Annotated in this window: 12 protein-coding genes; all 12 read left to right on the forward strand. The window is 69.1% G+C overall.

Translation table 11 applies throughout. The features are described 5' to 3' along the window. Window positions 1–138: 138 nt before the first annotated feature. Window positions 139–1,272: a beta-propeller fold lactonase family protein gene (locus tag AB0L97_RS32075; RefSeq protein WP_364436955.1), complete on the forward strand. Its 1,134-nt coding sequence runs from the start codon at window positions 139–141 to the stop codon at window positions 1,270–1,272. 85 nt (window positions 1,273–1,357) lie between these two features. Next, window positions 1,358–3,730, forward strand: coding sequence for a nitrate- and nitrite sensing domain-containing protein (locus AB0L97_RS32080; RefSeq protein WP_364436958.1), 2,373 nt, complete (start codon window positions 1,358–1,360; stop codon window positions 3,728–3,730). Window positions 3,731–3,744: 14 nt separating this feature from the next. After that, window positions 3,745–4,173, forward strand: coding sequence for a roadblock/LC7 domain-containing protein (locus AB0L97_RS32085; RefSeq protein WP_364436961.1), 429 nt, complete (start codon window positions 3,745–3,747; stop codon window positions 4,171–4,173). Next, window positions 4,170–4,550, forward strand: a complete 381-nt coding sequence (locus AB0L97_RS32090; protein ID WP_067809767.1) for a DUF742 domain-containing protein — start codon at window positions 4,170–4,172, stop codon at window positions 4,548–4,550. The genes AB0L97_RS32085 and AB0L97_RS32090 overlap by 4 nt, the downstream gene beginning before the upstream one ends. Further along, a complete protein-coding gene (locus tag AB0L97_RS32095) occupies window positions 4,531–5,139 on the forward strand; it encodes an ATP/GTP-binding protein (RefSeq protein WP_364436965.1) in 609 nt (202 codons plus the stop codon). Before AB0L97_RS32090 ends, AB0L97_RS32095 begins: the two co-directional genes overlap by 20 nt. A 129-nt stretch (window positions 5,140–5,268) precedes the next feature. Continuing rightward, window positions 5,269–6,768 (forward strand): aldehyde dehydrogenase, encoded by a 1,500-nt coding sequence (locus tag AB0L97_RS32100; protein WP_364436968.1) that lies wholly within the window; start codon window positions 5,269–5,271, stop codon window positions 6,766–6,768. 51 nt (window positions 6,769–6,819) lie between these two features. Continuing rightward, window positions 6,820–7,578, forward strand: coding sequence for a glucose 1-dehydrogenase (locus AB0L97_RS32105; protein WP_364436971.1), 759 nt, complete (start codon window positions 6,820–6,822; stop codon window positions 7,576–7,578). A 255-nt stretch (window positions 7,579–7,833) separates the two neighbouring features. Continuing rightward, window positions 7,834–8,970, forward strand: coding sequence for a beta-propeller fold lactonase family protein (locus tag AB0L97_RS32110; protein WP_364436974.1), 1,137 nt, complete (start codon window positions 7,834–7,836; stop codon window positions 8,968–8,970). Between the two features lie 57 nt (window positions 8,971–9,027). After that, the gene (locus AB0L97_RS32115; protein ID WP_364436977.1) at window positions 9,028–9,921 is read left to right on the forward strand and encodes a CoA ester lyase; all 894 of its coding nucleotides are present in this window, start codon (window positions 9,028–9,030) and stop codon (window positions 9,919–9,921) included. 111 nt (window positions 9,922–10,032) lie between these two features. After that, window positions 10,033–10,404 (forward strand): hypothetical protein, encoded by a 372-nt coding sequence (locus AB0L97_RS32120; RefSeq protein ID WP_364436980.1) that lies wholly within the window; start codon window positions 10,033–10,035, stop codon window positions 10,402–10,404. 68 nt (window positions 10,405–10,472) lie between these two features. Further along, window positions 10,473–10,901: a nuclear transport factor 2 family protein gene (locus AB0L97_RS32125; protein WP_364436983.1), complete on the forward strand. Its 429-nt coding sequence runs from the start codon at window positions 10,473–10,475 to the stop codon at window positions 10,899–10,901. 134 nt (window positions 10,902–11,035) lie between these two features. Then, the gene (locus AB0L97_RS32130) at window positions 11,036–12,187 is read left to right on the forward strand and encodes a beta-propeller fold lactonase family protein (RefSeq protein WP_364436986.1); all 1,152 of its coding nucleotides are present in this window, start codon (window positions 11,036–11,038) and stop codon (window positions 12,185–12,187) included. The last annotated feature ends 34 nt before the right edge of the window (window positions 12,188–12,221 follow it).

Consider the following 12,221-nt stretch of genomic DNA (forward strand, 5'->3'; position numbering starts at 1 on the left):
GAATTGGGGCAGTTCAGAGGCTTTTATACTTCTGGGTCCAATTCGGTCCGGAAGCTACCCGCGATGTGACGCATACTATATTGTGCATGTGCCGAGCGATGTTCGTCCGCTCGAAGTACATGGAGGTACTGCCCGAAGATGTTCGTCGACACTGTCACCCCTTCGCGCCGCGTCGTCCTGGCGCTCTCGGCCGCCCTGGCGCTGAGCTGGCTGCCGACTCTCGCCCACGCGGATCCCGCCTCGGAGATGCCGAGGTACCTCCTCGTCGCAGGCACCGGATCATCGAACATCGGCGTTCTGCGTGTGGCGGCCGACGGTGGTCTGAGCCAGGTCCCGGGGGCGCCGTTCGCCAGTGACACCGGATCGCTCACCCTCGAGATCACCCCCGACGGTCGCCGGGTCTACACCGGACACGTGGTGTCGGGCTCGATCATCGGCTACGACCTGGGGGCCGACGGATCGCTGCGCGAGATCGCGGGCAGTCGTAAGGCGTTCGGTGAACCGGTGATCGGTGTGACGATCACGCCCGACGGCAGGCGGCTGTTCGCCACCATCGGCGGCGTCGCCAACGAGGTGCGCTCCTTCGACATCACCGCCGACGGACTGCTGGTACCCACGGGCGCGCCGCCCACCCGGGTGGAAGGGATGAGCGCGCTGAGCCTGCCGGTCCTGACTCCCGACGCGCGCACGCTGTTCGTCAGCAGTTTCGTCGCGGGCACCGTCGCCGCCTTCTCGATCGGGCCCGATGCCTCGCTGTCCCCGCTGGGTGCCCCGCTGGCCACCGGTGAACGTCCCGCGTTGCCCACCGTCACCCCGGATGGGCGCTTTCTCTACATCAGCAACGAAGGCACCGACAATGTCTCCGGCTATGTGATAGCCCGCGACGGCAGGCTTTCACCCGCGCCCGGTTCGCCGTACCCGACCGGCGGCACCCCGCACGGCACCGCGATCACCGCCGACTCGCGACGCATGTATCTGCCCGCCTCCGGTGGGGGAGAGATCGACGGCTTCGGCATCGGCGCCGACGGAGCGCTGCGTGCGCTGCCCGGCTCGCCCTACCCCGCTCCGGCAGGCGCCTTGCCCGGCCGCGTGGTGCTCGGACCGGGCGAACGACAGCTGTACGTGATCGACACGCTCACCGTGCAAGGCAGTGCGCGCGTGCACACCTACGACATCGACGCCGTCGGCGGCGTCACCGCCTCCGGCAGGCCTTCTGCCGACACCGGCGTGATCTTCCACGACGGCCCGTCGGCTTACCTCACTCCCCGATAACCAACGACCGGGGCGGGCCGGGCCTGCTACCGGGTATCTACACCGACCGGCTCTGCGAGCCGCCCTGCACCGAGGAGAACCGCAAGTGCCAACGGCGACACCGGATCCGAGCGCGGACGACCACCGGCCAGAACGCCCCCGTGGTCTGCGTGCGCGCTTCGGTGCCAGTGTGCGGACCCGCGTGCTGGCCATCGCGCTCATCCCGTCCATGGTGCTGTTCGGCACCGGTGTGGTCGCGGTGAGCCTGGTCGCGATCCGTGCCCAGGAGGTCAAGGAGTGGGCGGACTATCGCAGCGGGGTGATCGACCCGCTGCTGCGGTTCGTCACCGCGGTGCAGTCCGAGCGCCTGGCCAGCCTGACCGCCGTCGACCGGTCTCCCGCGAGCGCGGCCGGGTTGCGCGCCGGACGCGACGACACCGATCGCGCCATCCAGGAGACCACTCGCATCGCCGCCACCGCCAAGAACATGGATGCGGACGCAGGCGCGGAATCTGTGCAGGCGCTGGCGGAACTGATCGGGCGGATCACCACGATTCGGGAGTCGGTGGACAGCGGCCGCGCCGCCACCGGCGATATCGACCGCTACTACAGCGATCTCGTCGCCGCGTTGCTCGGCGCGGGCCGCGACGGCGCCCGGAAAAAGTCCTCGGACATGACCACGATGGACGCCGAACTGAACTCGCTGGCGTTGTTGCAGGTGGCCGAGAGTCATGCCCGTGTGGTCGGCCTGGTGTCCGCCGGATTGGCGCGCGGCATGCGAGCGCCGGCCGAGCGGCGCACTCTCGGAGAGGCGATCGGCGTCTACCGTGACCAGTTGACGGCGGTGGATGCGCTGCTCCCGGCGGGAGTGCGGGCGAGCCTGCGCGCCATGACCACCGGGCCCGACTGGCGGGTGGCCGAAGTCGCGGAGAACGAGACGGCCGAACGCGGCGAGATGTCGACACCGGAGGAGGAGTGGTCCGCCGCGGAGAAGGCGGTCGCGACGCGCATGATGGCTGTGGTCCGCGATCAGTTCCGGGTCACCGTCGATCTGACTGCCGCTGCCGCCGACACCATGCTCTGGCGGCTCGGCATCGCCACCGCGATCATGCTGGTCGTCACCCTGGCCGCGCTGAGTGTCTCGCTGGTCCTGGCCCGGCGCCTGGTCCGCCGGTTGCAGGCCCTGCGTTCCGCCGGGCTGGTCCTGGCCCGGGACCGGCTGCCCGCGATCATCGCCCGCATCCACGACGGCGAACAGGTCGACGTCGAGGCCGAGACCGCGGTCGCCGACCGGGGTCACGACGAGATCGGTCAACTGGCCGAGGCGTTCTCGTTGGCCCAGCGCACCGCCATGGCCACTGCCGCCGAGGAGGCGCGGACCCGCGACGGCTTCAACAAGGTCTTCCTCGACATCGCCTTCCGCAGCCAGGCCCTGGTGCGTCGTCAGCTCGACATCCTCGATGTCGCCGAGGCCCGCCAGGACGATCCGGAGAATCTCGAACTGCTCTTCCAGCTCGACCACCTGGCCACCCGCGCGCGTCGCAACGCCGAGAACCTGCTCATCCTGGGCGGCCGCAGGCCGGGCAGGCGCTGGCGCAATCCGGTCGCGCTCGAGGACATCGTGCGCAGTGCGGTCTCGGAGACCGAGGGCTATGCCCGGGTCAACGCGGTGCGGCTGCCCGCGGTGAGCGTCACCGGCACGGCTGTGGCCGACGTCATCCATCTGCTGGCTGAACTGGTCGACAACGCCACCGCCTTCTCCCCGCCGGATTCCGCGGTGTCGGTGCACGGCGCCGCCGTCGGCAAGGGCGTGGTCGTCGAGATCGACGATCAGGGTATCGGCATCGATCTCGAGGAACGGGCGCGGTTCAACGCCCTGCTCGAGCAGCCGCCGCAGTTCCACGAGATGGCGCTGGCCGGACACCGGCACCTGGGCCTGTTCGTGGTCAGTCGGCTGGCCGACCGGCACCGGATCACGGTGACACTGCAGGAGTCGGCTTACGGTGGGGTGCGGGCGATCGTGTTGCTGCCGTGGGCGATGCTCGAACGCGGCGACGAGAACATCACGGCCGCAATGGAACCCGTGGCCGCGCGGCGTCCCGTCCAGCGAGTGCCCGGGGTGTTCGGGGTATCGCGCCCCGACGGCATCGCCGGGGTCGCGCTGCCGGAACCGATCGAATCCGCCCGGGCAATGGCCGAACTCGCGGAGCCACACGCAGTGCACACCGGTCGCAACGGCCATCGGCCGGTATCGGTGGCCGGTCATCCGATCGCCGCCGACACTCGTCCCGCGCTGCCGCGGCGCGACCGGCTCAGTCACCTCTCACCCGAACTACGCGTCGACGCGGACGAATCCGCGATCGATCAGGTCGCGCCCCCGCCGCCGATCCGTGGCCGGGCGCCCGACGCGGTGCGCTCGGCCATGTCCGCACTGCAACGCGGGACCCGCCGCGCCCGCTCCACCCATCCGCACCAGTGAAGAACGGTCCGCACATGAACGACGACATGATGGTTCGCCACGCGCCCGCGGGGGCCCTCGACTGGCTGCTCACCAACCTGGTGAACAGCACCTCCGGCGCGGAATGCGCGGTGGTGCTGTCCGCGGACGGACTGGCGCTGGCCGGCTCGGACGGGATCGATCGCGAGGACGTCGAGCACCTGGCCGCCATGGCGTCGGCGCTGCACAGCCTCGCACGCGGGGTGGGCACGCGATTCGCCAAGGGCGGCCTGCACCAGACCGTCATCGAACTCGAACTCGGCTACCTGCTCGTCACCGAGGCCGGTCACGGCGCCTGTCTGGCGTTGCTTGCCGATATCGACGCCGATCTGGGACTGATCGCCTACGAGATGAATGTGATCGTCGGCCAGGTCCGCGACCAGCTGTCCGCCGCCCCGCGAACGTCGAGAACGCCGCTGCTGTGAACGGCGAACCCGAGGAGGAATGGGGCTACGAGGACGATCCCGGCCCCTTGGTCCGTCCCTTCGCGCTCACCCGCGGCCGAGCCGGCCGAGACGTGGCCGATCTCGACATCCTCACGCTCGTCATCTCGGTGGGCTACGAAGGCGAGGTGAACAGCCTCGACCGCGAGTACGCCGAGATCTTCCGGTTGTGCCGCAACCGGCCGTTGTCGATCGCCGAGATCGCGGCCCATATGAATCTGTTGCTGATCACGGTGAAGGTGCTCGTCGGCGATCTCATCTCGGCCGGATATGTGATCTTCCGGTCGCCACCGAAGGCCGACGTCGGCCCCGATCCCGAACTTCTGCAGGCGGTACTGGATGGCATTCGTAGACTCTGACGGCAACGGCGCCGTCGCCCACACTCAAGAACTGGCGGTGAAGGTACTCGTCGCAGGCGGTTTCGGGGTGGGCAAGACCACGCTGGTCGGCGCGATCAGCGAGATCACGCCGCTGCGCACCGAGGAACAGCTCACCGAGCTGAGCACCTCGGTCGACGACCTGCGCGGGATCGAGGGCAAGCGCACCACCACGGTCGCGCTGGACTTCGGCCGCATCACCATCGATCCCCGGGTGATCCTGTACCTGTTCGGCACGCCCGGCCAGGACCGGTTCTGGTTCCTGTGGCCCGAACTCTCCCGCGGTGCGCTGGGCGCGGTGGTCCTCGTCGACACGCGGCGGCTGGCCGACTGTTTCGCCGCCGTGGACTATTTCGAGTCCCGCCGCATCCCGTTCGTGGTGGCGGTGAACTGCTTCGACGGGGCCGACCGGTACGCGTCCGCGGAGATCGGCGCTGCGTTGTCGTTGCCGCCGCACGTGCCGGTGCTGTTCTGCGACGCCCGCGACCGGCAGTCGTGCAAGGACGTGCTGGTGTGCCTGTTCGAGTACATCGTCGCCGCCCGGCGTGGCAGGCCGAGCCCGGTCGGCTGAGGCGAGAGAAACCGGGCCGTCGCAGCCCACTCATCGGGTCGGGCGGGCTCGCGAAGCTGGCGTGAGAATATTTTATATAGTACACATTGTCGTGGCGTAGCTTGCGTCACAGTGTGAGAGGAACTTTCCATGACGAAGTCGGTCGAGATCGGGGTACTGCCCGCGCACCCGGAGGCGTCCTACATCGGCGGCCGCTGGGTGCCGGTGTCGTCACCGCAGACCTTCGACGTGCTCAACTGCGGTACCGAAGAGCTCGTGACCACCGTCGGCGCCGCGAGCACCGACGACGTCGACGCTGCGGTCGCGGCGGCCCGCCGGGCTTTCGACAACGGGCCGTGGCCGCGGCTCTCGCCCGCCGAACGCGCGGGCTACCTGCGTGCGATCGCCGCCGAGCTGACCCGTCGTGGCGACGACTTCGCCCGGTTGTGGTCGATCGAGTCGGGCATCGTCTACTCGCTGGCCAAGACCCGGCTCCCGCTGTTCCTGTCCGGGGCGTTCAACGCCTACGCCGATCTGGCCGAGACCTTCGCCTTCCGTGAGGAGCACACCCCCATGTCCGGCGGGGCGGGTCTGCTGATCCGCGAACCGGTGGGTGTCGTCGCGGCGATCGTGCCGTGGAACGGTCCCGCCGGGCTCATGGCCTACAAGTGCGCGCCCGCCCTGCTCGCCGGATGCACGGTAGTGCTCAAGCCCCCGCAGGAGGCACCCACCTCGGCCTACCTGTTCGCCGAGATCTGCGACGCGGTCGGGTTGCCGCCGGGGGTGCTCAATGTGGTGACCGCCGATCGCCGGGTGTCGGAGTCGCTGGTGCGCAACCCGGGCGTGGACAAGGTGACCTTCACCGGTTCGACGGCAGCCGGACGGACCATCGGCGCGATCTGCGCCGACCGGATGGCCCGCTGCACTCTCGAACTGGGTGGCAAGTCGCCCGCGCTGGTGCTCGACGACTACGACATCGGCACCGCGGCCAAGGTCCTCGCGGGCGGGATCAGCTATCTCGCCGGGCAGGTCTGTCACAGCCTGACCCGCGTCATCGTCAGCGAGCATCGGCACGACGAACTCGCCGAGGCGCTCGGCGCCGCCATGTCCGCGGTGAAGGTCGGCGACCCGTTCGACGAAACCGTGCAGATGGGCCCACTCGCCTCGGCCCGTCAGCGCGAACGCGTGGAGGACTACATCGCCGCCGGAACCGCGGGCGGCGCCCGGCTCGTCACCGGCGGCGGCCGCCCCGCCGGGCTGGACCGCGGCTTCTTCGTCGAGCCCACCGTCTTCGCGAACGTCGACAACTCCTCGGTGATCGCGACAGAGGAGATCTTCGGCCCGGTGCTGGTCGTCGTCCCGGCCGAGAACGAGGACCACGCGGTGGCCCTGGCCGACGACAGCCCCTACGGGCTCAACGCCGCGGTCTTCACCACAGAGGCCGATCGCGCCTACCGCGTGGCCCGGTCCCTGCGCACCGGCACGGTGGGGCACAACGGCCCGCGCACCGACTTCTCCATCGCCTTCGGCGGTTTCAAGATGTCGGGTATCGGCAGGGAGGGCGGCTCCGAGGGCCTGCGGTCGTTCCTGGAGACCAAGACGCTGGTGCTCGACAGCGCGCCCAGCGACACCGCGGGATTCGGTAACTGATTCCCGCACAGAACTTTTCCATCGCCGAGCAAGACAACAGGAGATAGATCCATGGCTGGAATCGACGGACGCTCGATCATTGTGACGGGCGGCGCGAGCGGTATCGGTGAGGCGGCCGCGCGCCTCTTCGCCGAGAACGGCGCAAAGGTCACCATCGCCGACGTCGCCACCGAAGCGGGGGAGGCGCTGGCGGAGAAGCTGACGGCCGAAGGCTACGCCGCGCAGTTCGTGACCGTCGACATCACCGACGAGGACCAGGTGAAGGCGATGGTCGATGCCGCGGTGTCGGCGTACGGCCGGCTCGACGGCGCCTTCAACAACGCCGGGGTGCCCAACAACGGCAAGAAACTGGTCGACATCAGCCGCGAGGAATTCGAGCGGGTGTTCCGGATCAATGTCACCGGTGCGTTCCTGTGCATGAAGCACGAGATTCCGGCCATGATCGAGACCGGTGGCGGTTCGATCGTCAACACCGCCTCGGTCGGCTCGTTCATCTACATTCCGATGGCCGCCGAATACAGCGCCTCCAAGCACGCACTGGCCGGCCTGACCAAGGCCGCGGCCGCGGAATACGGCGAGGTGGGTATTCGGGTCAACGGCATCGGCCCCTCGACCGCCAAGACCCCGATGTACCTCGAGTACCTCGAGAAGAACCCCTCCTACGCCGACACCGTCGCGGCCACACACGCCCTGCGCCGTGCCAGCGAGCCGGTCGAGCACGCCGAAGCGGCCATGTGGCTGCTGTCGGACGCGGCCTCGTTCGTCACCGGCACGACCATTCCGATCGACGGCGGGTACACGCTGTACTGATCGAATTCCGAAAAGGCTCTTCCGATTTCCGGCCGGGAGGGCCTTTTCTGCTGTCCGGATCCGCTCGCGAACACGGTGCAGCCGAGACTTTTCGGCTGTCCAGATTTCTGGACAGGGAAAGCGCTGAGAGCTGCCTACCGTCACATCTGGAAATAGCGCTGAGGCATTCACGCCCATTTCCGTTCCTGCGCATACCGCGCGCGTTTTATCCGGTCGGGGGCAGCGGTGCTCGCCGGTCAGTTGGAGGTAGTACAGATGTTCCGGACCACACGTCGTTCACGCCGGGCCGCCGCCGGGCTCGCAGCCGCGTTTCTCCTCGCCTCGGCGGGCTGGCTGAATACGCCCGTCTCGGCCGCCGACCCGGGTGTCAGGTTCTTGGTGATCGGCGGCGCAGGCTCGTCGAACATCAGTGTGCTCGGTCTCGATCGGGCGGGCGCCCTGGCGCGGGTGGCCGGGTCCCCGTTCCCCGCCGGGACCGGCGGTTTGTCGCTGTCGGTCACCTCCGACGGGCGGAAAGTGTATGCGATCAACACGGTTTCGGGCACCGTCGAGGGATACGCGCTCGCCGCGAACGGCACGCTCAGCCCGGTTCCCGGCGCGCACCTCGACCTCGGCGGGCCGGGCGTCGGAGTGCTGCCGTCGCCCGACGGCCGGACGCTGTTCGTCACCACCGGCGCCGTGACCAACGAGATCCGTTCCTATCGCATCGCCGCATCGGGCGCCCTGGAACCGACCGGCGCCGCTCCGGCGCGGATTCCGGGAGTGAGCGGCCTCAGCATGCCCGCCATCACCCCCGACGGGCGATTCCTGTTCGCGGTCGGCTGGCTCGAGGCGACAGTGTTCAGTTTCGCGATCGGCCCGGACGGTGCGTTGACGCTGGTGGATTCGGCAGCCGCGGGTCTCATGTCGACCATTCCCGGCGTCACCCCGGACGGCCGTTTCCTCTACACCAGCAATGAGGCCCAGGGCGACATCTCGGCCTTCGCGATCGGGGCCGACGGCCACCTGAATCCGGTTCCCGGGTCACCGTTCCGCACAGGCCTGATGCCGCTGCCGCACGGCGCGATGTTCACCTCGGACGGCAGGCGCATGTACCTGGCCGAATCCATGGCAGGTGGCATCGCGGGCTTCTCGGTCGCCGGCGACGGCGCGCTGACACCGCTGCCCGGCTCGCCTTACCCGGCCCCGATGGGGACCATGCCCGGCCGTGTCCTGGTGGACTCGGTGTCGCAGCGGGTCTTCCTCGTCGACGCGCTCACGGTCGCGGGAACGTCTCGCGTGCACGCCTATGCGATGGCAGCCGACGGACGGTTGACCTCCGCCGGAGAGCCCGTGGACACGGGCCTTATCTTCTCGGACGGTCCGTCCGCAGGCATCGCTACGCAGGGTTGATACTTCATATATTATATTTTGTCGTACCGACAGGGCTGCTGCCAAGGGAGAACCACGATGAAACCGTACCGTTCGATGCTCTTCATTCCCGGCCACAAGGCCGCCTGGGCCGACAAGGGTGTCGCCTCCGGTGCCGACGCGCTGATCCTCGACCTCGAGGACTCGGTGCCCGCCGCCGACAAGGCCGAGGCCCGCGGCATCGTCGCCGCCACCATCGACCGCCTCACGGCCGAAGGGGTGCGCCCGGATCTGTGGGTCCGAGCCAACCCGGAGGTCAGCGGACTGCTCGGCGCCGATCTTGAAGCGATCGTGCGTCCGGGTCTGACCGGCTTGTTCCTGGCCAAGGTGTTCACCGCCGCCGAGATCGTGCGCCTGGACGCGGTGCTCGGGCACATCGAGCAACGCGAGGGCATCGACGTCGGCACCGTCCGGCTGATCGTGTCCTACGAGACGGCGGTCTCGATGGCGCACTGCGAGGAGATCGCCGCGGCAAGTCCGCGGGTTGCGTCGCTGCTGGGCGCCACCGGGCCGAATGCCGACGTGGGTCGTGAACTCGGCTTCGAGTTCACCCCGGCCGGGCTCGAGACCCTGTATCTGCGCAGCCGGATCGTCCTGGCCGCGCGGTCCAACGGGTTGCACCACCCGCTGGCGGGCGTGTGGCAGGACATCAAGGATCTCGACGGCGCCCGCCGGTTCTGCCTCGACAACCGGCAGCTGGGCTACCGCGGGCTGGTCGCCATCCATCCGTCCCACGTGGCGATCGCCAACGAGGTGTTCTCCCCGTCGCCCGACACCGTCGACTTCTACCGGCGCATGATCGAGGCTTTCCGGACGGCCGAAGCGGCCGGTAGCGCGGCCGTCGACTTCGAGGGCCAGCACATCGATCTCGCGCACGTCAAGACGGCGGAGGGCGTCATCGCCCTGGCCGATGCGCTGGCCGCCCATCGCTGAGCGGGCTCGGGTGGGTGTCCAGAAATCTGGACATCCGCCCGGCGGATATCCGCGCAGCATGGGTGGCGCAGGACGCCTGCATACGTCAGGACAGAAAGGCAACGTTCACCGATGAGCAGCACACCGGACCAGGCCACCAGGGATCTCGCCGAGAACTGGGTCAAGGCCCTCACCGACATCGATCTCTTCATCGAGATCAGCCACGACGACTGCCTCGTCTGGCACAGCGCCGACGACAAGTGGGTCACCGTCCGCGAAGCCGTCGCCGCGGTGTACGAGCGCTCCGGTGACGGTGCGGTGCCGACCTTCGTGCCCGGCGGTATCACCTTCACCGAGCACGGCTTCTTCAACGAGTGCACGACGGAGGTCACCATCGGCGGTCAGGAGATGAAGCTGCACCTGCTGCAGATCGTCGACGTCCGCGACGGCAAGGCCGCCCGGGTGCGGGAGTACATCGGCCCTGAGATGGGCGTCCAGCCCTGATCCCGGCTCTGCCGGTCCATCGCTGTACCGCCCGGGAGCCGGGCCCACAACCATCCGAAAGGTTCACCATGAGCGACCTGCTCGCCCTCGTCGAGACGCACTACGAGGGACTGGAGGCCGGCGATCTCGAGCGCGCCGCGAGCCCGTTCACCGACGATGTCGCGGCCGAGTTCCCGTCCGGCCCCATGTCCGGCATCGAAGCGCTGCGCGGCCTCATCGGCGCCTTCATCACCGCTTTCCCCGGGATGAAGATCGAGCGTCGCAACATCTGGACCGATGGCGACACCGCCATCGCCGAACTCGTGTTCACCGGTGTCCAGACCGGGCCGCTCGCGACCGCCGAGGGCGAGGTCCCGCCGTCGGGCCGCACGGTCACCTTCCCGCTCATCGACACCTTCACCGTGCGCGACGGCAAGGTCGCCGAGCACCGGGTGTACTGGGACAACGTCAGCTTTCTGACCCAGCTGGGCCTGATGCCCGCCCAAGCCGACGCCTGAGCGCCGCGCCGAGACCCGAACCCCTCCGGCCCGTGGCCGGAGGGGTTCGTGCTGTGTGCCGAGTTGCAGAGGGGCTGCCCGGTGTGCAAATTGCTGGACATCCGCGCAGAGCGGGAAACCATAGCCTCCCAGACATGACCTTTGATTCGACGTCGACAGGTGGTCGGGGAGTGTGGCGCAGGCGGGTTCTGATTCCCGCACTCGCCGCGATCGTGCTGCCCGGCTTCACAGCGACAGCGCCGCCCGCCGCAGCTGACACCGCCGGCTATCACCTCTACGCTCACGGTTTCCTCAGCGCCGGCCTCGCGGGCTACAACGCGACCGACTCCGGGCAGCTGACACCCATCGCGGGCCGCCCGACACCCGGCGCGCTGAACTGGCCGCAGGCGGCCACCCCGGACGGTCGCTTCCTGTTCGCCGCTCCGGGCAGCGATCCGCGCCTGATCCCGTACGCGATCGGCGCCGACGGTGAGCTCACACCGGGGACGGCGCTGCCGCTGCCGGACGTGCCCGTCGACATCGCCTTCGCCCCGAACGGCCGGGACGGTTACGTCCTGGTCGGCCTGCACAACGCGCGGGTCGTCCCCGTGCGAATCGGCGCCGACGGCACACCGGTCGCCAACGGTGCCCCCGTCCCGTTCGGTGACGCCGCCGACGGCGTCGCCTCGGGCGCCGTCTCTCCGGACGGCCGCCAGCTCTACGTCGCCAGCCTGCTGTTGCGCCAGGTGCTGGTGTTCGACATCGGCGCAGACGGTTCCGTGTCGCCGGTGAAGCAGCGGGTCGGCACCGGCCTGAACCCGATCTTCCCGCGGGTGTCCCCGGACGGCAGGCACGTCTACGTGGTCAACGAGATCAGTGGTTCGGTCTCCGGCTACGCGCGCGCCGAGGACGGTACCCTCACCGAGATCGCCGGGTCGCCGTTCCCCACGGGTCTGCTGCCGCATGTCAGCAGCATGACCTCCGACGGCCGGTTCCTGTACGTGCCGAACATGGGCTCGGGACACATCAGTTCGTTCGCGGTACAGCCCGACGGGGTCCTGATTCCCCTGCCCGATGTCGACTTCGCGCCCGGCAAGCCGGGGACGTGCGCCGAGGCCACGGTGCTCTCGCCCAGCGGCACGACGCTGTGGGCGCTGGGCACCGACCCCCTGCGCGGTGGTGAGGAGATCCTGCACCGCTTCCGGATCGGTCCCGACGGCGTCCTCCACCTGGACGAGTCGGTGGACAGCTACACCGGCACCTATGTCGCCGACGGCCGCACGCTGTCGCTGGCAGCTACTCGCTGACCGACGCGCACCGGCCCGCCGGGATCGATCGATC

The sequence above is a fragment of the Nocardia sp. NPDC051911 genome (assembly GCF_040681035.1).
GTDB lineage: Bacteria > Actinomycetota > Actinomycetes > Mycobacteriales > Mycobacteriaceae > Nocardia > Nocardia sichangensis.